We start from the raw sequence: 20,212 nt of genomic DNA, 5'->3' as shown, positions 1-20,212 counted from the left end.
ATGAAATCAATTATAAAACATAGAAATTTCAGTAAAGTTACTTTGTTATTAATCGTTGCATTAACATTACAAAGTTGTTTTGTGGCTCAAGATTATGTGAGACCAGATTTAGAAACGGAAACCGAAGCGCTTTACAGAACAGAAAATTTATCAACAGATAGTCTATCTATTGCAGATATATCTTGGAAAAATTTATTTACAGATCAATATCTTCAACAATACATAGAAGAAGGTCTGCAAAATAATATGGATGTTCGTATAGCGTTACAACAAATCATAGCAGCCGAAGCTTATGCAAAGCAAGGTAAGGCAGGGTATTTACCAAGCGTTAGTGTGGGGGCAAATGCAACACATCAAGAATTGTCAGAAAATAGTCAGTTTGGGGCGTTGTTTAGTGGCGGAATTGATACCTATGATATAACAGCAAACCTATCTTGGGAGGCCGATATTTGGGGTAAAATAAGAAGTAATAAAAGAGCAACACAAGCGGCTTATTTACAGAGTGTGGCTGGGCATCAACTTGTGAAAACACAGTTGGTTTCTAGTATTGCTAATACCTATTACAATTTACTAGCTTTAGATGCTCAATTAGAAATAACAAAGCAAACTATTGCTACAAGAAAAAGTGGTGTTGAAACTATAAAAGCTTTAAAGGAGGCAGGACAAGTAACGCAGGTTGCAGTAGACCAAAATATTGCGCAATACAATAGTGCAAGAGCTCTACAAGTAGATATTGAAACGGCTATTTTTAAAACAGAAAACACACTGAGCATTTTACTTGGTAAAACAGCGCAAAATTTTGAAAGAAGTAGTTTAGATACTCAAAATATTGAACAAGAGATTGTATTGGGTGTACCAGCAACCTTGTTAAGTAATAGACCAGATGTTATGTCTGCGGAGTATGGATTAATTCAATCTTTTGAGCTAACCAATGTTGCTAAGAGTAACTTTTATCCATCTTTAAAATTAACAGCTTCAGGCGGATTTCAAAGTTTAGAATTGGATAAATTGCTGGATGCCAATTCATTATTTGCGACTGTGGTTGGCGGATTAACGCAACCTCTTTTTAATCAAAGGAAATTAAAAACGCAAAGAGAAGTTGCTATTGCGCAACAAGAACAGGCTTTACTTCAGTTTAAAAAGACCTTGTTAGTAGCAGGTAATGAAGTGTCTAATGCCTTGTTCTCTTATGAAGCTGAGACCAAAAAATTCGAGTTTAGAAAAAACGAAGTTGAAGCCCTAAGAACAGCAGAAGCAAACTCAGAAGAATTACTTAAAAATGGTTACGCTAACTATTTAGATTTATTAACAGCAAGACAAAGCGCCTTAAGTGCAGAACTTAATATTATAGATAGCAAATTACAACAATTGGTATCTATAGTAGATTTATATGAAGCACTTGGTGGTGGATGGAGATAATATAAATTAGGAGATGATTACTAAAGCAGAATTGTTAAAGCATTCTATCGCAAAGTTTACACAATGTGGCAGTAAACATGTCACTTTAGATGATTTAGCAGGCTCGCTTGGGATTTCTAAAAAAACCATTTATTCATTTTTTGAAAACAAAGAAGATCTAGTAAGCTCTAGTTTAGAAAGTTTAATAAATGAATATAAGGAAGATATAAATAGGGTGGTTAATAGCAATGGTAAAGATCCTATTTTGAGTGTTATATTAATTTACCAGAGAGGGTTTGAGTATTTAAAATACTTTAAGCCCTCTTTTCTTTATGGCATAGAAAAATATTACCCAAAAGCAAACAAGCTGTATAATGATTTTATTGAAGAATTAGCAAATGACATTGTTTTAGATTTATTAAATAAAGCTCAAGAATTAGGTGATATTAGAAAAGATATTAATATAGAATTAGTGGTGAAAATCTATTTTTTTAGAATTGATAATCTAATATTTAAAAAGAAGAATTTATTTGAATCTTATTCGGAGTCAGAGCTCTTTAAGCACATGGTCATTAATAATCTTAAAGGTATAATTACACCTTACTATTCTAATTCTTATTTTGAATAGTTTACTATTTTTGCGCTATGAAAAAAGATATCACAATTCCAGAAGTAAAAGACGTACACGTTGCTGTTGTACGAGAGCAACATATAGAATATAAGACACAAGACTGGAATGCCTATATCATTAACAATAGTGATGATGATTTAGAGACCGTTCTTATTGTGACCAGAGGTTATAATGATAAAAAAATAACACCTGTAATGCGTCACACCATTGCTAAACTGCCAGCAAGAAGTTACGCTAAAATTGAATACCTACAAGAAAAGGTTTTAGAACTGAATAATGAGTTTAAAATCACGTTTTTTGAAGGCAATCAAATGTTTGATAAAACATATCTTTTTAGAAAAAACACCATTAACGAAAAGGCTTTGCAGACCATTCCTTTGATGCAGTTGCGAGGTGTTTTGGTAAAGTAATAGAATTATAATGATGATTCAATTAGAAACTAAATAATCATTGTCTTAAACCAAATTCCGACAAAGTTGGAAGCAACGATTTTTTGGTTCGTTTTGCATCAAGGTAAAAATGAACGAATAAAAAAAATCAGATAGCCATAGCTAATAAAAAAGTTAGCTTTGAAATGACGGAAAACTTCGAGATTCTGTTAAAATTTTAAATTAATTGATTTATAGTTGATGAGATTCCTGCTTTCGCTGGAATTGTTTAATCCAGCTTATCAGTCAATTTCTGAAACACCTTCTTAGCATCTTTTCCTTCATATAAAATATCGTAAACGGCATTTATAATAGGAAGTTGTGTTTTTTTCTTATTCTTTTTATTTAAATCAAATGCACTTTTTGTGGCGTAATAACCTTCTGCAACCATGTTCATTTCCATTTGAGCAGATTTTACAGTGTAACCTTTACCAATCATATTGCCAAACATACGGTTTCGAGAAAAAATAGAATATCCCGTTACTAATAAATCGCCTAAATAAGCCGAATTATTAATGTTGCGTTTCATCTTGTGCATCTTTTTAATGAAGCGTTTCATTTCGCGAATAGAATTACTCATTAGTACACTCTGGAAATTATCGCCATAACCTAGTCCATGTGCAATTCCGGCAGCAATAGCGTAGATGTTTTTTAACATTACTGCATATTCAATTCCAATGATATCATCACTAATTTTTGTTTTAATATAATCGCTTGATAAATTATCGGCAATAGCTTGTGCTTTTTTAGAGTCGTCACAAGCAATTGTTAAGTACGATAAACGCTCTAATGCTACTTCCTCTGCATGACAAGGACCAGCAATAACAGCAATATTTTCAAACGGAATATTATAAGCATCATGAAATTGTTCACCAACAAGCTTTCCTGTTTCTGGCATAATACCTTTTACAGCAGAAACGATAGTTTTTTTGCTAATATCAACGGTTAATTTCTCTAATTCGGCATGAATAAAAGCGGATGGAATAACAAAAACAAGCACATCTGCCCATTCTGCTATTTCGTTAATATCGTTGCTTAGTTTTAATTGCTCAGTTTTAAACTCAACCGAACTCAAATAACTAGGATTGTGTTGTTCTTTTAAAATGTGCTCTTTAGCGTAAACACTTCGCATATACCAACCTATTTCATCTAAATTTTCGCAAAGCATTTTTACAATAGCAGTTGCCCAACTTCCGGCACCAAAAACAGCATATTTTGTTGTATCACTCATAGAGGTTAAATCAGTTTAGTATACCAAAGTTACGGAAAATTTATAGAATTATTCGAGCTAAAACCATGTTAACGCTTCCTTGTTTTAAGACCTTGAAGATGTGAAAATAACCAGAACAAATATGCTTTTTGTATGGTTTTAAATAGCGTCATAATATTTTTTTGGCACGTGTTTTGAAACGCTACAATTAATAACCTTAAAACCGTTAGACTATGAAGACTATAAAACTACTTTTCGGATTTGCATTTGTTGCAACATTATTTACATCGTGTTATGTAGAGGAAACGCATTATATAGATGAGCCACCAGTTTCACTAAATCAATTATTAAGTTCTTATGATTTGTGGTATGTAGATATTAATGCAACACAAGGTTATGGCGAAACACCATTTTTGCAAATTGCATTTACAGTGTCGTTTAATAATGGTCGTATGTATGCAAACAATAATTTAGTTGGTATAGGAAGCCAAGGAAATGGCTATGGTGTTGAAATAGGAAGTTATGATGCCTACGATAGGGTTTTAGACGTTTACCATATTATTGATGGCTATGATAGTTTTGACGTTTATCAAGTAGATTATAATACGATTGAATTATACAACCCATTTAATGATACGTCGTATTTCTTAAACGGTTACCAGCGTGCTAACTTTGATTATGACTATGTGTTTTATGACAACATTCATTATTTCTTACAAGAATATACAGCTTGGGAAAAAACATACACAAGTAATTATGGAGTTTTAAATGATTTTGATAATGAGAATTACCTTCAGTTTTTATCTGGTGGAAATGACGATACATTTAGAAGTTCTCAAGACGTAAACGCTTACAATATTAATAACATTTATTGGGATTTTATAGGGAGTTATGGTGTAGGTAATGTGTCAGGAAATATGTACTTAAAAACATTAACATTAGATTATGATTTCTTTGACAAAGAATTCTTTGAACTCAGCGTTATTAATGATAGTAAGATTGCGTTATACCATTCGAGTTCTGGTACTGTTTATGAATTTACAGGAAGAGGATATATACAATATTACAGAAATGCAAACGTAGAAGATGGTAAAGGGGCTAAACAGTCTGAAGAACTTAAAAAACGTACGCAAAAAACAAAGAAAGTAGAGAATACTAGAGAAAACACAAGAAGCATATAAATAGACACTTAAATTATATGATAGAATTTAAATTTAGGTGGTCTAAGTGACCTCAAAAAAAGATAAAACCATAGAAATGAAACTAAATTTGGTTGGTTATTTAGTTTCAAAACGCTCAGATAAAACACTTGTTTTTCTGAGCGTTTTCTTTTTAAATTAGTTTTAAATTAATCAAGATTGAATTATCCTATAAATAAGTGCTAATATGATTATAGTCTACTTTTTAATGTTTTTATAATTGCTTTAGTAAATTTTCTAGATCTTTAAGTTCATAAGGTTTCTCTGTAATAATTTTAGAAGAATCCAATAAAAAATATATTGGTGTTGCCGAAACTCCATAGGTTTTTACAACAGGATTATCCCATTTACCTAAACCAATTTGATGAATAAAATCGGGGTAGTTTTTAATTTCATTATTCCAGCTCTTTTTATCGTCTTCCAATCCAAAGGCAACAACTTTTAAGTTGGGTTTGTTGGCAACCATTTCTTTTACCTTTGGTAGTTCGCTTAAACAATGACTGCAAGTGCTACTCCAAAAAATAAGCAAATAATGTTCTGCACCTTTTAATTGATGTAAGTTGGTGTTTTTTCCGTTAGAGGTAATATCAAAATTAGGAGCTTTAGATCCAATAGAGGTGTTTTTAAAAGAAATAACCATGTCTAGTAAAACATTATTTTCTGTAGCCTTAGCTAGTTCTAACAAATAATTGGTAGTAATATAGTTAGCAACTTCATGATTTTTTTGATCTACAAAATGCTTCCAAATCATTTCCAATAAACTTGTTTTAATAATTAAGTCATTGGTGTTTATAGCTGCTGCTACATCGTCAATATGCGCCTTATAAGTGGCGTTGCTTGGGTTTTCTACCATATTAAACACATAGGCCGTAACACGATCTATTAAAAATGATGAGCTTTGTAGTAGGTAATTGCTAAAATCAATCTGACTTAAATAGTGTTGCTTTAAGTTTTTTGAATAGGTGGAGATGTCTTCATATTCCGTAGGAATATAAGGTCTGTTTGCGATAATAAAACTAGACACTAATTTACCTTGAGCCAATTCTTCATAGCCTGTTTGTGTATCTTTTAAGGTTTTAAAAATAGCTTTAAAACCTTTTTTATCTGAGTTTTCTTTAGCGAAGTAATTGCTTATGGTTTGGTTAACCATATCAATGCTTTTAAGATAAGAGTTCCAAAGTTTGTTTTCTTCCGATTCTGTAAAGCTTACACCATTTTCTTGACTAAAATTAAAGGAGATATTTTCTTTTCCATCGTAGATAAAATCGAAATTGTTTTCTTCTGGCGGAATCGCATATACAATTTTATAAATACCAGGTTTTGCGGTAGAGTCTAATTGGATTTCAAAATTACCTGTACGGTCAAGCTGTCCTCTGTCGACGTAATTAGCACTTTCTGGCGTGGCTTGGTATAAAAAGGCATAGCTAAAATCTTCGGCGGGTGAAAATGTGCCTTTTACACTTTGAGCTTGACATATTAAAGGTAAAACCAAAAATAGGATTAATAATTTTTTCATGATATTGTATGTTTTGTAAAACTGTTTGCTAATTGTTATTTTATTTTTTTGCCTTTTATGCCACTTGCGCAACCGTAAAAATAATTGATATATTCGACTTCAAAATTATCTCTTTTAAAAATTTGAAAAGCATTGTTTGAATTGCCAAAAGCTTCCGTATAAATACCTAACATTTTATAAGTTTCAGGACTGCCTAAAAAAAGCCTTCCTAAAAGCGGAATGACATTTTTTAAGTAAAACAGATAAAAAAACTTCAAAATATTATTTTTTGGAACAGACACATCAATTAAGGAAAACGTTCCATTTGGTTTTAATAGCCTGTCAATTTCATTTGCTAAAGCATTTAGTTGTTCTGCATTAAACGTTTTTAGTCCAAACCCTGAAATAATATAATCTGCAGATTCGTTTTCTATTGAATTATGAAAAACATCCTCTTTTAAAATTGTAATTTTAGAATGTGGAAATTTTAGTTTGTTTTTCTCTGCTTGTTTTATCATTTCAGATGAAAAATCTAAAGCAATAAGCTGTGAATTTATAGTGTTCTTATTGAGTACGTGCTTCCAGCATTCGCCCATACCAGTCATTAAATCCACAATCACTTTTTTGTCTTCAATATGTAGTTCTTCAACACATTGTTTTCGCCAACGTTCGCTAAATCCAAATGAAGTGATGTAATTCATATAAGCATACGACCCCGACATTTTATCAAACAGATTTTCGACGAATTTTGGTTCGTAAATTTCTTTCATGCTTAAGCCTTATTTACAAAAATGCTAACCACTGAATACCCTCAATAATTAAGCCATTATAACTCTATTTAATCTTTTTAGATCTAATACTTTCAATAATTACGGTTGCTAATATCAAACTGCCACCAATAAATGTATTAAACGATGGTATTTCATTCAAGAAAAAAAATGCAATTATAATTCCAAATATAGGTTGTGTGCTACCAATAATACTCGCTGTACTAGCTTTAAAGTATTTTAAACTTTGAACAAACATGGTATGTCCAATAGCTGTAGTTACTATAGCTAATAACAAAACGTAAGGGTATTGTGTTGTAATATTAGAGGTGTCCATAAAAAATAAAACAGGTGCCAATACAATGGTTAAAATTACAACTTGATAAAACATAAGCATGGTACCATTATAGGTAGCAATATGCTCCTTTAGCATTAAAATTCTTAAAGCATAACATATAGCAGAAAGCAAACCAAACATAATGCCTTGTAATTGACTGCTTTCTAAATTGAATTCTGGGGCTAAAATAGATATGCCAACTAGTACCATTAATCCTAGTACAATGTGTATAGGATCTAATTTTGTTTTTGAAAAAAAAGGTTCTAATAAGGCTATAATAACAGGAAACGTAAATAACGAAATCATGCCAATAGCTACATTAGAGCGCTTTAGAGCATAGAAATAGAAAATCCAATGGCCACCCATTAATAAAGCAGCGATAAAAAAGGTGAGACGATCTTTTTTGTTGCTTATTTTTAAATTAATGCCTTTATAAACACAAAACAAGAAAAGTATAATTACAGCTAAAATAGAGCGCCACCAAATAATTACAGGAGTTGGCATGTCTATAAATTTACCCAAAGGACCAGAAGTGCTAAGGCAAACTGTTGCAAAAATGAGCAGTAAAAGATGATTTAAATGACTTTTTTCATTCATTTAATATCGGATAAGGCAGCAAGTGCTTGTTTTGTGTTTTTAATTTTTTCGAAAGTTAATATTAAGCGTAATCCTTTTCGGGTTTGTTTTTCTTTCATTTTACATTTACTTGCATTCATCTGTACAAATTGTAAGACTTTAGTAAATGCTTCACTCTGATAAAAGCCACTTTGTTGATCTTGAATAAAATAACCAATCATTTTGCCTTGCTTCATAATCAGTTTTTCAATGCCCATTTTTGTGGCAATCCATTTAAGTCGTACACTATCTAATAAATCTGAAACCTGTGTTGGTAGTTCTCCAAATCGGTCAATAATTTCAGTTTCAAATTTAGCGAGTTCTTCTTCGGTTTTAATCGCGTTGAGTTTGGTGTAGAGATTTAAACGTTCAGTAATATTGTTGATGTAATCGTCTGGAAATAATAATTCGAAATCAGTATCAATAGTAATGTCCTTAACATATTGTTTAGGCTTACCGTCGTCTTTATATAAATCTGAAAACTCCGTTTCTTTTAATTCGTCTATGGCTTCATTTAAAATTTTCTGATAGGTATCAAAACCAATATCATTAATAAATCCACTTTGTTCTCCTCCTAGTAAATCACCTGCACCACGAATTTCTAAATCCTTCATCGCAATGTTAAATCCGCTGCCCAATTCTGTGAATTGTTCTAAAGCTGAAATTCGTTTTCTAGCATCGGCTGTCATTGCCGAATATTCTGGCGTAATAAAATAACAAAAGGCTTTTTTGTTACTACGACCAACACGACCTCGCATTTGGTGCAAATCGCTTAAACCAAAATTGTTAGCGTTATTAACAAAAATGGTATTTGCATTTGGGACATCTAAGCCACTTTCTATAATCGTGGTACTCACCAAGACATCAAACTCACCATTCATAAAGGCGAGCATGAGATTTTCTAATTTTTTACCATCGAGTTGCCCATGGCCAATACCAATTTTGGCATCAGGCACTAATCGCTGAATCATACCAGCGACTTCTTTTATATTTTCAATTCTATTATGAATAAAAAATACTTGACCTCCACGCTGAATCTCATAACTCACCGCATCTCTAATGGTTTCTTCACCAAAACGAATCACATGACTCTCAATAGGATAACGGTTTGGTGGTGCTGTATTAATAACGGATAAATCTCTAGCAGCCATCAAACTAAATTGAAGCGTTCTAGGAATAGGCGTGGCTGTTAATGTTAACACATCAACATTCTCCTTAATGGTTCTCAGTTTTTCTTTAACGGCAACTCCAAATTTTTGCTCTTCATCAACAATTAGTAAGCCTAAATCTTTAAATTTTACGTTTTTGCTAGCCAATTGATGCGTACCAATAATAATATCAATGTTTCCTTTTTCTAAACCTTCTAAAGTTTCGCGTTTTTCTTTAGCTGTTTTAAAACGATTAACATAATCAACAGTTACCGGAAAATCTTTTAAACGTTCTTTAAAAGTACGTGAATGTTGATATGCCAATATCGTCGTTGGTACTAAAACAGCAACTTGTTTGCCATTATCTACGGCTTTAAAAGCGGCTCTTATAGCAACTTCCGTTTTACCAAAACCAACATCACCACAAATTAGGCGATCCATTGGTCGTTCACTTTCCATATCAGCTTTTATATCTGCTGTAGACGTGATTTGGTCCGGAGTATCTTCATACACAAATGAAGCTTCGAGCTCCAATTGCATATGGCTATCTGGTGCGTACTGAAAGCCTTTTTTTAGTTTTCGTTTGGCATAAAGCTTAATAAGGTTAAAGGCAATTTCCTTAACTCTTGATTTTGTTTTTTGCTTTAAGGTTTTCCACGCTTTACTTCCTAATTTATAAACGGTTGGTGGTTTGCCATCTTTACCGTTAAATTTAGTGATTTTGTGAAGTGAATGTATACTTAGGTATAAAATATCGCGCTCGCCATAGACTAATTTTATGGCTTCTTGCTTTTTACCTTCAACATCTATTTTTTGTAGACCTCCAAATTTACCAATACCATGATCAATGTGCGTAACATAATCTCCAATTTCAAGATTTGTTAATTCCTTTAAAGTGATGGCTTGCTTTTTGGAATAACCATTTTTAAGATGGAATTTATGATAACGATCAAAAATTTGGTGGTCGGTATAAATTGCTAGATTGTGTTCGGTATCTATAAAACCTTGATAAAGTGAAAGCACTACTGTTTTGTAATGCACGGTTTGTTCTGCGTCATCAAAAATATCATGAAAACGTTTCGCTTGCTGTTCGCTTACACAAGCGATATAATTGGTGATGCCCTTAGCGTGATTTTCATTTAAATCTTCAATTAACAGATTGAATTGTTTATTAAATGCAGGCTGTGGCTTAGTGTAAAATGCTATAAGTTGCTGAGCAAAATAGGCTTCATTTCCAAATTCGACTAAAGGATATTCTAAAAACTGACGTTTTAATAAGTCTGAATTACAAAACAATTCTTCAGGTGAAGCCTGCTTAATTTCGCTAGATAAGTTTTTGAAAGCGTCTTCTGCTTTTTCATAAAAATCATCAATTCGTGAAAACGCTAAAGCTGCATTTTTAGAAAAAATAACAGTTTTATTAGAAATGTACTTAAGAAAACTTTCGCGTTGTTCTGCAATCATTTTATTAGCCACATTAGGAATGATGCTCACTTTTTTAATGCGCTCTGTAGAGAGTTGTGTTTCTACATCAAAGGTTCTAATGCTATCTACTTCGTCACCAAAAAATTCAATTCGGTAAGGTTCATCATGTGAAAATGAAAACACATCAACAATACCACCTCTTACTGAGAAATCTCCAGGTTCGGTAACAAAATCAACACGTTTAAATTTGTATTCAAATAAGACTTCGTTAACAAATTCGATGCTTAAATCGTTGCCAACAGAAATTTTTAAAGTGTTCTTTTCAAGTTCCTTTTTGGTGACGACCTTTTCAAAAAGGGCATCAGGATAGGTCACAATAATGCACGGTTTTTTACGCGAATTAATTCGGTTTAAAACCTCGGCTCGTAAGAGTACGTTGGCATTATTGGTTTCCTCAATTTGATAAGGTCTCCTATAACTTCCTGGATAAAACAACACATCTTTAGTGTTTATGAGCTGTTCTAAATCGTTGAGGTAATAGGCGGCTTCTTCTTTGTCGTCAAAGATTAGTAAAAAGGGTTTGTCGGCTGTTTTAAAGGCTTCAGAAACCGTAATTGAAAATGAAGAGCCAACAAGACCTTTTAAATGTGTTTTTGTTTCGCTTTGGGCAATAGCAGTCTGCAGATTTTGCATTTGCAAAGTCTGTGCGAATGTTTGGGCAATAGATACTTTACTCAAGTTTCTTTGTTTGAAGATGCAAATATAAAATTTTTGAAGTGTTCACTAATGATAATTCTTTGAATAGAATTATATTTGTTCAGAATTATTAATTAGATAATAAATAAAGTATATATATGTCATTTTCAGATTTATTCGATAGCGGATTTAAAAAACGTAATGAAGACCATTTTGCAGCTATTGTAAGAGTTGCAATGAGTGATGGTGTAATCACTGATAAAGAAAGAGCTTTTTTGGATCGTTTAGCAACACGATTAGATATCTCAGAAGCCGATTATAAATTAATTTTAAAAGATTACGATACACATTCTATAAATCCACCAACATCTTATGATATGCGTTTAGAGCGTTTATATGATTTGGCGCGTATGGTTTGGGTTGATGATATCGAAGGACCGAATCAGCATTGGTTGTTAGAAAAATTATGTGTTGGCTTAGGGTTTCATTCTCAAAATGCAAAATATATTGCAGATAAAGCTTTAGCTCTTGCACACGACAAATTAGATTTGGATGCGTTTGTTGAAGAAATGAAAAACATGAATAAATAGTCGTTTTAGATCTTATATTATAAAAAAAAAAGCAACCTAATTTAGGTTGCTTTTTTTTATTGCTTTTTTCTAGACTTAATTATTACGCATAAACTCTTCTGCTTTTTCTACCATGTTTTTGCTGCCACAAATAAAAGGTACGCGTTCATGAAGCTCTGTTGGCTCTATGTCCATAATACGTGTGTAGCCATCGCTAGCTTTTCCATTGGCTTGCTCTGCGATAAATGCCATAGGATTACATTCATAAAGCAAGCGTAATTTTCCTTTAGGGTTTTTAGAACTTTTTGGGTACATATAAATACCTCCTTTGATCATGTTTCTATGAAAATCTGAAACCAAAGAGCCAATATATCTACTTGTGTAAGGTCTTTCGCCTTCATCTTCCTGACAATATTTAATATATTTTTTGATGCCTAAAGGGAAATCTAAATAGTTTCCTTCATTTACAGAGTAAATATTTCCATCTTCAGGAAATTGCATGTTTGGATGTGATAAATAATACGAACCAATTGCCGGATTTAATGTAAAACCATTAACGCCATCACCAGTTGTATAAACTAACATTGTAGAGGTTCCATAAACCACATAGCCTGCAGCGACTTGCGCGCTCCCTTTTTGAAGAAAATCTTCTAAAGAAACAGGTGTGCCTAATGGAGTTACACGTCTGTAAACTGAAAAAATAGTACCAACAGACACATTAACATCTATATTAGAAGAGCCATCGAGAGGATCTATTAATACAACATATTTATTTTGGTGGTTTTCATCTTGACTATTAATCGTAATAAAATCATCTTCTTCCTCACTAGCAATACCACAAACAATATTTCTTTTGGTTAAGGTTTGTATGAATTTTTCATTGGCATATACATCTAGTTTTTGCTGATCTTCACCTTGAATGTTAGTGTCTCCAGCAGCACCAATTATATCTACCAAACCTGCTTTGTTTACTTCGTGGTTTACAACTTTAGCGGCTAAGCGTATAGAGTTAAGAAGTCGGGAAAGTTCCCCAGAAGTGTATTTAAAAGACGTTTGATTTTCAATTATAAATTCTCCTAAGGTTTGATTTCTTTTAGACATGAGTAAATTATTGATTAGTAGCAAGCAAATATCGCATTTTTTAACAAACTATAACGTTTTCGTGTTGTAAATTAATTGTTATGTCAACAGAGTTGGTTTATATTTGAGTTTTCATTTAAGACATATAATGACCCAGATAAGATTAGCCATAAAGGAAGATATGCCAAGAGTCTTAGAACTCATTCAAGAATTAGCAACCTTTGAAAAAGAACCAGAAGCTGTAGAAGTTAGTGTTTCTGATTTAGAAAAAGATGGTTTTGGTACTCAGCCAAAATTTACTTGTTTTGTTTTAGAAGTAGACCATATTATAGAAGGTATTGCTTTAGTTTACCCTAGATATTCTACATGGAAAGGGGAAGTTTTGCATTTAGAAGACCTTATTATTAGCGAAAAAAGTAGAGGTAAAGGATTAGGCTCTCAACTTTTAGATACTGTAGTAAAGTATGGAAAAGATTTAGGTGTAAAACGAATTTGTTGGGACGTTTTAGATTGGAACGAGCCTGCCATAAAATTCTATGAAAGTAAAGGAGCAAATGTAATGCGAGATTGGGATGTGGTGCATTTGGACGAAAATGGAATTACTAATTATTTAAACCAACTATAATGCGCGTTTATAAATTTGGAGGAGCATCGGTAAAAGATGCAAACGGTGTAAAAAATTTAGCACAAGTATTGCAAACTACAGGTTATAATAACACTTTAGTTGTAATCTCTGCAATGGGTAAGACAACCAATAGAATGGAATTGGTTATCAAAAATTATTTTGAAAATAAAGCTGAACTGCAAAGTGCAATACATGAGGTTGTTAAATGTCATAACGACATTATGGTCAATTTGTTTAAAAATGAAAATCACCAAGTGTTTTCAGATATAAAAGCACTTTTTGACGAATTAAATACATTTTTTAAAAGTAATAAATCACCAGATTACAATTATGTTTATGATCAAACTATTGGTTTTGGTGAATTAATTTCAACGACAATTATTAGCCATTACCTCAATGATATTGGTTTAAAGAATAATTGGGTAGATGTAAGAGAGTTTATTAAAACAGATAATTATTACAGGCACTCTAACGTAAATTGGGAAAGAACCCAAGCTAATATTTTATCTAATTTAGATGTAAATGTTTTAAATATTACGCAAGGATTTCTAGGGAGTGATTCTAATAACTTTACAACAACTTTAGGTAGAGAAGGAAGTGATTATACAGCCGCAATTTTTGCTTATTGTTTAAATGCAAATAGTGTAACAATTTGGAAAGATGTGCCAGGTGTATTAAATGCAGATCCACGCTACTTTGAAAATGCACAATTATTGCATCAAATTTCATACAGAGAAGCTATTGAATTAGCATTTTATGGAGCCTCTGTAATTCATCCAAAAACGCTTCAACCTTTACAACGAAAAGAAATCCCTTTATATGTAAAATCTTTTTTAAACCCAGAGGGAAGTGGTACATGTGTTAGTAAAGGAGAAGCTCTAGTTCCTGAGATTCCGTGTTTTATTGTGAAAAAAAATCAGACTTTAATTTCTTTATCGTCTTTAGATTTTTCATATATTATGGAAGAGAATATTAGTGAGATTTTTAGTTTATTACATTTGTATAAAATGAAAGTTGATGTCATTCAGAATTCAGCAATTAGTTTTTCTGTTTGTATAGATAATTTATACGATAATTTAGAAAAATTGCTTCAGCATTTAAAAGCAAAATTCAATGTAACATGTCACGAAAATGTAAGTCTATATACCATTAGGCATTATAATGATGCTGCTATAAAAGAGCTTGAAAAAGATAAAGAGGTATTATTGAAGCAATTAACGCAAGGAACAGTACAAATTGTAACTAAATAAACTTTACTACATTTGTTTTATGGGGAAATCGTCTGATACTGGTTTAGTAACCGCTAAGGAAGTCGCTAAAGCAATCCATGCTGATAAGTATGGATTCTTAGGTACTTTTTTGGGATGGGTATTAATGAAAGTGCTTAATATTTCTACTCTAAATAAAATCTATAACCGTAATAAACACCTTAGTAATGTAGAATTTCTTGATGCTATCTTGGATGAATTTCAGATTAAGTTTGAAATACCTGAAGAAGATATGAAGCGTCTGCCTAAAGAAGGGCCTTACATTACAATTTCTAATCACCCATTAGGTGGTATTGATGGTATTTTACTGTTAAAATTAATGATAGAACAGCGAAGCGATTTTAAAATTATTGCTAATTTTCTATTGCATCGTATAGAGCCTCTAAAGCCATATATAATGCCTGTAAATCCTTTTGAAGGCAGAAAAGATGCGGCAAGCAGTATTGCCGGTTTTAAAAATGCAATTTTACATTTAAAAGAAGGGCACCCGTTAGGGGTTTTTCCAGCAGGAGAGGTTTCTACATATAGAGATGGAAAGTTAGTGGTTGATAAGGAGTGGGAAGCTGCGGCTATGAAATTAATTCAGAAAGCAGAAGTGCCTGTAGTTCCTATTTATTTTCATGCTAAAAATAGCCGTTTGTTTTATAGGCTTTCTAAGTTAAGTGACACACTTAGAACAGCAAAATTACCTTCGGAGTTGTTAACTCAAAAACGCCGTGTTATTAAGGTTAGAGTTGGAAAAGCAATTTCTGTAAAAGATCAAAAAGAGCATCCTAGTCTTCCCGAATTTTCAGAGTTTTTAAGACGAAAAACGTATATGTTATCTAAAACGTTTGAAGATAAACCTAAAATTTTAGATAATATTCAATCACAATTAAAGGTGGCCAAAATACCCAAACGTATTGTGACTCCTATAGCACCAAAAGTGATGATTGCTGAGGTAGATAAGCTTAGAGTAAGTGATTGTAGGCTTTTAGAAAGCAAAAATTACGAAGTGTTTTTAGCCTCTCCTAAAGATATTCCTAATATTTTAAGAGAAATAGGAAGGCTTAGAGAAATTACATTTAGAGAAGTAGGCGAAGGGACTAACGAAGCTATTGATTTAGATACTTTTGATGCTTACTACCATCAAATGTTTTTATGGGATAACGAGAAAAATGTCATTGCAGGAGCTTATAGAATGGGCTTAGGATCTAAAATTTTTGAACGCTTTGGAATCGATGGGTTTTACTTGCAAGACTTATTTCGTTTTGAACCCGAATTACATAAAATGATGAGCCAATCCATAGAAATGGGGCGTGCTTTTATCATTAAAGAATACCAACAAAAACCAATGCCTTTATTTTTGCTTTGGAAAGGAATTGTACACACCACGTTACGTTATCCAGAACATAAATATTTAATAGGAGGAGTAAGTATAAGTAATCAGTTTTCTAACTTTTCTAAAAGTTTGATGATTGAATTTATGAAGTCTCATTATTACGATCCTTATGTGGCGCAATACGTGCATCCTAAAAAAGAATTTAAAGTAAAACTTCAAGATGCAGATAAGGATTTTGTTTTTGATGCAACAGAAGCCGATTTAAATAAGTTTGATAAGATTATAGACGAAGTAGAGCCAGGAGCTTTACGATTACCCGTTTTACTTAAAAAATATATCAAGCAGAATGCTAAGCTCGTTGCATTTAACGTCGATCCTTTATTTAATAATGCGGTTGACGGCTTAATGTATATAAAAATTGCAGACCTACCAGAAAGTACTGTTAGACCAGTAATGGAAGAGTTTCAAGCTGAGTTAGAACGTAAATTCATGGATAATCATGATAAGTAAAACTTATCTAATTATTTTTCTTTTACCTTTATTTTGTGTGTCGCAAACGTTTACAGGGCGTGTTGTAGATAAAATAACACAACAACCTATTGAAACTGCTGCTGTATATTTTGATAATACCACAATAGGTACAACGACAGATAGCAATGGAGTGTTTTCAATAGTTTATACAGACGTTGTACAATCTACTTTAGTTATTTCTTATTTAGGCTATGAAAAAGTTTTTATTTCCGATTATAGAAGTCAAAACAATATTTCTATAGAGCTCGTTGAAGCAGATAACGCTTTAAGTGAAGTGCTTATTGAATATGATGATGGTTTAACTAGACGACAAAAATTACGTCTTTTTAGAAAGGAATTTTTAGGAACATCTGAGTTTGGTAAGTCTTGTAAAATAGTAAATGAAGATGACTTAGTCTTAAAGTATGATAAAAGTAATAAAGCTTTATACGTAAGCTCAAATGCTGTACTTAAGATTAAAAACAAGGCATTGCAATATGAAATTTCTTATGATCTTGCAGATTTTGAAGCGAACTATAAATATGTAAATCTAGAAACCAAAACATTTACTACACATTCTGTTGTCTATTTTGGGACTTCATTTTATAAAGATTTAAACAAAGCTGAAAAATCTAAAACAATAAAACACCGAGACCATGCTTTTAAGGGATCTGTACAACACTTCATGCGAGCACTTTTTCATGGGTCTTTAGATGAGGATGGTTATATGTTTGCCCAAAAGCGTTTTACGGTTAACCCTTATGATTTTTTTACTATTTATGATACAGATGCGTTTGGTTATAAAACGGTTATGTTAAAAGAGAAATTGGATATTTATTATAAAGTTGATCAAGGTTCAGTGATACAGACATCTGTTCCTAAATTCAATGTAGATAAGTATGGCAATTATTCTCCAATTGTTGGAGTCTATTTTAGTGGAGTTATGGGCAACCAACGTGTTGGCGATACTCTGCCTTTGGATTATAGATTTAATAAAAGTGAAAACTAATGCTAAAAAGAAAACCCAGAATGTTAATTCTGGGTTTTAATATTTTTAAAGGCCTTTAAACCATTCTTGAAATTGTTTACCAAATAAAAATGTTGGTTTCATTTCACCACCTAAAGCAGCAATTACACTCATAATCCATGCTACAAGTAAGACAAGCCACATGATTAAATTTATAATTGGAATCCATGATGTAACTATAGCAATTATAACTAAGCCTAACATCTGTCTTATGTAGAAAGAACCAAATTCGGTTTTATTACTACTATTCATTACAATAGCTATTATCCAGCCAATAAAGGTCATATGAGCAATAATGCCAACATTTTTACCATCACTGAATACTTGTTTGGCATCATCAGCAAATTCACTAGCTGCTTCTTTGGCATCACGACCAAACTCTTTAGCATCTTCTGAGAATTCGCTAGCTTTTTGACTTATTTTATCTCCTGCTTTTTTTGCTCCTTCTTTAGCATCACCTATCATATCATCTAGGTCATCACTTAAATTTTTATTATCATCTGACATTTTTAATCGTTTTAGAGGTTAGTATTTGGTATAAAAGTTAAAACGTTAAATTTAGTAAAAAAACAAATATGAATTACTGAAAAGCAGCATCAATAGGTTCCCATAATTCAATCTTATTGCCTTCATTATCTAAAATCCATGCAAATTTCCCGTAGTCATAAGTCTCCATATCACCAACAATAGTTACTCCTTCACTTTCTAGAACCTTTAAAAGCGCTTCTAAATTTTCAACTCTATAGTTAAACATAAAGTCTTTTTTTGAAGGTTCAAAATATTTAGTGTCTTCTGCAAACGGACTCCATTGTGTTGAGCAATCTTTTCCCTCTTTGTCTTTCCACCAAAAAGTAGAACCATAATCGTCTGTATTAAAACCAAGATGCTTTTTATACCAATCTTTTGCTGCTTTTGGATCTTTGGTTTTAAAGAATAGTCCGCCAATTCCCGTAACTCTTTTTTTCATTTTATCCTGAATTTATTTCAGAATTTCAGCTATTGAAATCCTGTATTTTATATGTTATTTTTTTATCGTATTTTCATAAATGCTAATCCATTCTTCAACAGACATTTTACCTAATAGTTCTTCTATTAAATCATAAGGAATATCATCTATTTTTTTAAAACGCACGCAGCTTTTCCCCATATCTAATTTGTATTTGCAATGTTTAGGATATTCTGCTACAAACCAATCGTATAATTCCTTTTTGGCATACATACCGGAATGGTAAAGTGCAATAAAGTTTTTTTGTGAAGCCAAATTTATAAAAGGCAAAGGCGGAAAAGGCTTACAATGGTAACCATCTGGATAAATAGATTTTGGTACATAATAACCTAACATACCATAACTCATGCCTGCTTCTAGTCCTTCAGGCATGTGTTTCTTTATGAGTTCATTTAGTTTGGTAATTGGTGCTTTCCGATCTTTAGGAAGTTGTGCAATATATTCTTCGGGAGTAGTTGCTGTTGATGTCATTTAATTTTAGATTTAACACTGTTCTAAATTTAGCAAAATTTTGCTTTAATTTTATCTACAATGGTTTGTGCTAGTTTTATATTGCTTTCAACAGTCCAACCTGCCACATGAGGCGAGAGAAGAACATTTTCTGATTCTATTAAATATTGAAAGGCTTCTGGGATGGTGTTTGAAGAAAATAAATTTTCAAAAGATGATTTTTCGTATTCTAAAACATCTAATCCTGCACCTAATAGTTGTCCAGATTTTAAAGCTGATACTATATCTTCTGTGACTACACTTTTTCCGCGTGCTGTATTTATGAGCCAAAATGGTTTTTTAAATCCATTTATAAATTCTGAATTAACCATGTTTAACGTTAATGCAGTTTGTGGTGTATGAAGGCTTAATACGTCTACTTTGGCTTTTAACTCTTCTAAAATAACTTGTTTAGCATTGGCATCTCCAACACCTGTTTTTATATCGTGGCATAATACTTCTACATCAAAGCCTTTTAATTTTTTTGCGAAGGCTTTACCCATATTTCCATAACCAATGAGTCCAATAGTTTTTCCGTCTAATTCTAACCCACGGTTTTCTTCTCGTAACCATTGGCCTTGTCTAACTTCTCTGTCTGCTTTATTTAATTTATTAAATAGGGATAATAACATTCCTAAAGCATGTTCGCCAACAGCATTTCTATTGCCTTCTGGGGCAGAAATGAGATGAATGCCTTTTTTTTGGGCATAATCACAATCTATGTTTTCTAATCCTGCACCAACACGTCCTATAAATTTTAGGTTTGTTGCGGCATCTAAAAAAGCTTTATCAATACTAAAGCGACTGCGAATAATCATGCCATCATATTCGGAAATTTTGGCTTCAATTTCAGATTTTGAGGCTTTGTAATCTTCGTGATTGGTAAATCCTAACGCGTTAAGTTGTTTTATAAGTAAAGGGTGATTAGAGTCTAGGTGCAGTACTTTCATAGTCATACTAGTTTAAGC

General features: G+C 32.2%; 19 protein-coding genes. 9 read left to right on the top strand and 10 right to left on the bottom strand.

Features of this window, described 5'->3' with window-relative positions; genetic code table 11:
• Genes ABD730_RS05230 through ABD730_RS05220 form a run of 3 tightly spaced genes read left to right on the top strand, consistent with a single transcriptional unit; the run spans position 1 to position 2,439 of the window.
• Positions 1–1,419 (top strand): efflux transporter outer membrane subunit, encoded by a 1,419-nt coding sequence (locus tag ABD730_RS05230; RefSeq protein ID WP_334468233.1) that lies wholly within the window; start codon positions 1–3, stop codon positions 1,417–1,419.
• Between the two features lie 13 nt (positions 1,420–1,432).
• Positions 1,433–2,026 carry a TetR/AcrR family transcriptional regulator gene (locus ABD730_RS05225; RefSeq protein WP_334468231.1) on the top strand — a complete coding sequence of 198 codons (594 nt, stop codon included), beginning with the start codon at positions 1,433–1,435 and terminating at the stop codon, positions 2,024–2,026.
• Positions 2,027–2,043: 17 nt separating this feature from the next.
• Positions 2,044–2,439, top strand: a complete 396-nt coding sequence (locus tag ABD730_RS05220) for a hypothetical protein (protein ID WP_334468229.1) — start codon at positions 2,044–2,046, stop codon at positions 2,437–2,439.
• A gap of 247 nt (positions 2,440–2,686) precedes the next feature.
• On the opposite strand, the gene ABD730_RS05215 is transcribed toward ABD730_RS05220, so the two are convergent.
• Positions 2,687–3,688 (bottom strand): NAD(P)H-dependent glycerol-3-phosphate dehydrogenase, encoded by a 1,002-nt coding sequence (locus ABD730_RS05215; RefSeq protein WP_344713044.1) that lies wholly within the window; start codon positions 3,686–3,688, stop codon positions 2,687–2,689.
• 212 nt (positions 3,689–3,900) lie between these two features.
• On the opposite strand from ABD730_RS05215, the gene ABD730_RS05210 reads away from it, so the two are divergent.
• Positions 3,901–4,848, top strand: a complete 948-nt coding sequence (locus ABD730_RS05210; RefSeq protein WP_344713043.1) for a nicotinic acid mononucleotide adenyltransferase — start codon at positions 3,901–3,903, stop codon at positions 4,846–4,848.
• Positions 4,849–5,080: 232 nt separating this feature from the next.
• Here ABD730_RS05210 and ABD730_RS05205 read toward each other — a convergent pair whose 3' ends face one another.
• The 4 genes from ABD730_RS05205 to mfd all read right to left on the bottom strand — a co-directional run bounded on the left by ABD730_RS05205 (position 5,081) and on the right by mfd (position 11,391).
• Positions 5,081–6,382 (bottom strand): TlpA family protein disulfide reductase, encoded by a 1,302-nt coding sequence (locus tag ABD730_RS05205; protein ID WP_344713042.1) that lies wholly within the window; start codon positions 6,380–6,382, stop codon positions 5,081–5,083.
• Between the two features lie 35 nt (positions 6,383–6,417).
• Positions 6,418–7,131 (bottom strand): class I SAM-dependent methyltransferase, encoded by a 714-nt coding sequence (locus ABD730_RS05200; protein WP_334468220.1) that lies wholly within the window; start codon positions 7,129–7,131, stop codon positions 6,418–6,420.
• A gap of 64 nt (positions 7,132–7,195) precedes the next feature.
• The gene (locus tag ABD730_RS05195) at positions 7,196–8,062 is read right to left on the bottom strand and encodes a DMT family transporter (RefSeq protein ID WP_334468218.1); all 867 of its coding nucleotides are present in this window, start codon (positions 8,060–8,062) and stop codon (positions 7,196–7,198) included.
• A complete protein-coding gene (gene mfd, locus ABD730_RS05190) occupies positions 8,059–11,391 on the bottom strand; it encodes a transcription-repair coupling factor (RefSeq protein WP_344713039.1) in 3,333 nt (1,110 codons plus the stop codon). The genes ABD730_RS05195 and mfd overlap by 4 nt, the downstream gene beginning before the upstream one ends.
• Positions 11,392–11,507: 116 nt before the next feature.
• On the opposite strand from mfd, the gene ABD730_RS05185 reads away from it, so the two are divergent.
• The gene (locus tag ABD730_RS05185) at positions 11,508–11,939 is read left to right on the top strand and encodes a tellurite resistance TerB family protein (protein WP_215928138.1); all 432 of its coding nucleotides are present in this window, start codon (positions 11,508–11,510) and stop codon (positions 11,937–11,939) included.
• Between the two features lie 75 nt (positions 11,940–12,014).
• Here the strand turns inward: ABD730_RS05185 and fbp are convergent, their stop codons facing one another.
• Complete coding sequence (fbp, locus tag ABD730_RS05180; RefSeq protein WP_215928137.1) at positions 12,015–13,019, bottom strand: class 1 fructose-bisphosphatase; 1,005 nt, start codon at positions 13,017–13,019, stop codon at positions 12,015–12,017.
• Positions 13,020–13,146: 127 nt separating this feature from the next.
• Here fbp and ABD730_RS05175 point away from each other — a divergent pair, with 127 nt between their 5' ends.
• From ABD730_RS05175 to ABD730_RS05160, 4 genes are read left to right on the top strand one after another with little or no spacing between them, the layout of a single operon-like run.
• Positions 13,147–13,623, top strand: a complete 477-nt coding sequence (locus ABD730_RS05175) for a GNAT family N-acetyltransferase (protein ID WP_425583500.1) — start codon at positions 13,147–13,149, stop codon at positions 13,621–13,623.
• Positions 13,623–14,873, top strand: a complete 1,251-nt coding sequence (locus ABD730_RS05170; RefSeq protein WP_334468211.1) for an aspartate kinase — start codon at positions 13,623–13,625, stop codon at positions 14,871–14,873. The genes ABD730_RS05175 and ABD730_RS05170 overlap by 1 nt, the downstream gene beginning before the upstream one ends.
• Positions 14,874–14,892: 19 nt before the next feature.
• A complete protein-coding gene (locus ABD730_RS05165) occupies positions 14,893–16,722 on the top strand; it encodes a GNAT family N-acyltransferase (RefSeq protein WP_215928122.1) in 1,830 nt (609 codons plus the stop codon).
• Complete coding sequence (locus tag ABD730_RS05160; protein WP_344713035.1) at positions 16,712–17,731, top strand: carboxypeptidase-like regulatory domain-containing protein; 1,020 nt, start codon at positions 16,712–16,714, stop codon at positions 17,729–17,731. Before ABD730_RS05165 ends, ABD730_RS05160 begins: the two co-directional genes overlap by 11 nt.
• 45 nt (positions 17,732–17,776) lie before the next feature.
• Here ABD730_RS05160 and ABD730_RS05155 read toward each other — a convergent pair whose 3' ends face one another.
• From ABD730_RS05155 to ABD730_RS05140, 4 genes are all read right to left on the bottom strand, one after another.
• Positions 17,777–18,256, bottom strand: coding sequence for a YtxH domain-containing protein (locus ABD730_RS05155; RefSeq protein WP_215928119.1), 480 nt, complete (start codon positions 18,254–18,256; stop codon positions 17,777–17,779).
• A 73-nt stretch (positions 18,257–18,329) separates the two neighbouring features.
• A complete protein-coding gene (locus ABD730_RS05150; protein WP_334468204.1) occupies positions 18,330–18,716 on the bottom strand; it encodes a VOC family protein in 387 nt (128 codons plus the stop codon).
• A 54-nt stretch (positions 18,717–18,770) separates the two neighbouring features.
• Entirely contained in the window at positions 18,771–19,226 is a 456-nt protein-coding gene (locus ABD730_RS05145) for a DUF1801 domain-containing protein (RefSeq protein ID WP_344713032.1), read from the bottom strand.
• Positions 19,227–19,255: 29 nt separating this feature from the next.
• Positions 19,256–20,194: a 2-hydroxyacid dehydrogenase gene (locus ABD730_RS05140; protein ID WP_344713030.1), complete on the bottom strand. Its 939-nt coding sequence runs from the start codon at positions 20,192–20,194 to the stop codon at positions 19,256–19,258.
• Positions 20,195–20,212: the final 18 nt, after the last annotated feature.

It is taken from the genome of Winogradskyella damuponensis (assembly GCF_039538385.1).
In the GTDB taxonomy this organism is placed as follows: Bacteria; Bacteroidota; Bacteroidia; order Flavobacteriales; family Flavobacteriaceae; genus Winogradskyella; species Winogradskyella damuponensis.
Note: the sequence above shows the minus strand (reverse complement) of the source record. Positions and strands in the feature narration are given on the sequence as shown.

What these genes read in the sequence shown, in the direction of transcription:
- ABD730_RS05200 (WP_334468220.1), bottom strand. Translation starts at nt 7,131, where the DNA reads ATGAAAGAAATTTACGAACCAAAATTCGTCGAAAATCTGTTTGATAAA.
- ABD730_RS05215 (WP_344713044.1), bottom strand. Translation starts at nt 3,688, where the DNA reads ATGAGTGATACAACAAAATATGCTGTTTTTGGTGCCGGAAGTTGGGCA.
- ABD730_RS05145 (WP_344713032.1), bottom strand. Translation starts at nt 19,226, where the DNA reads ATGACATCAACAGCAACTACTCCCGAAGAATATATTGCACAACTTCCT.
- ABD730_RS05160 (WP_344713035.1), top strand. Translation starts at nt 16,712, where the DNA reads ATGATAAGTAAAACTTATCTAATTATTTTTCTTTTACCTTTATTTTGT.
- ABD730_RS05150 (WP_334468204.1), bottom strand. Translation starts at nt 18,716, where the DNA reads ATGAAAAAAAGAGTTACGGGAATTGGCGGACTATTCTTTAAAACCAAA.
- ABD730_RS05175 (WP_425583500.1), top strand. Translation starts at nt 13,147, where the DNA reads ATGACCCAGATAAGATTAGCCATAAAGGAAGATATGCCAAGAGTCTTA.
- fbp (WP_215928137.1), bottom strand. Translation starts at nt 13,019, where the DNA reads ATGTCTAAAAGAAATCAAACCTTAGGAGAATTTATAATTGAAAATCAA.
- ABD730_RS05165 (WP_215928122.1), top strand. Translation starts at nt 14,893, where the DNA reads ATGGGGAAATCGTCTGATACTGGTTTAGTAACCGCTAAGGAAGTCGCT.
- ABD730_RS05205 (WP_344713042.1), bottom strand. Translation starts at nt 6,382, where the DNA reads ATGAAAAAATTATTAATCCTATTTTTGGTTTTACCTTTAATATGTCAA.
- ABD730_RS05220 (WP_334468229.1), top strand. Translation starts at nt 2,044, where the DNA reads ATGAAAAAAGATATCACAATTCCAGAAGTAAAAGACGTACACGTTGCT.
- ABD730_RS05170 (WP_334468211.1), top strand. Translation starts at nt 13,623, where the DNA reads ATGCGCGTTTATAAATTTGGAGGAGCATCGGTAAAAGATGCAAACGGT.
- ABD730_RS05155 (WP_215928119.1), bottom strand. Translation starts at nt 18,256, where the DNA reads ATGTCAGATGATAATAAAAATTTAAGTGATGACCTAGATGATATGATA.
- ABD730_RS05185 (WP_215928138.1), top strand. Translation starts at nt 11,508, where the DNA reads ATGTCATTTTCAGATTTATTCGATAGCGGATTTAAAAAACGTAATGAA.
- ABD730_RS05140 (WP_344713030.1), bottom strand. Translation starts at nt 20,194, where the DNA reads ATGAAAGTACTGCACCTAGACTCTAATCACCCTTTACTTATAAAACAA.
- ABD730_RS05230 (WP_334468233.1), top strand. Translation starts at nt 1, where the DNA reads ATGAAATCAATTATAAAACATAGAAATTTCAGTAAAGTTACTTTGTTA.
- ABD730_RS05195 (WP_334468218.1), bottom strand. Translation starts at nt 8,062, where the DNA reads ATGAATGAAAAAAGTCATTTAAATCATCTTTTACTGCTCATTTTTGCA.
- ABD730_RS05210 (WP_344713043.1), top strand. Translation starts at nt 3,901, where the DNA reads ATGAAGACTATAAAACTACTTTTCGGATTTGCATTTGTTGCAACATTA.
- ABD730_RS05225 (WP_334468231.1), top strand. Translation starts at nt 1,433, where the DNA reads ATGATTACTAAAGCAGAATTGTTAAAGCATTCTATCGCAAAGTTTACA.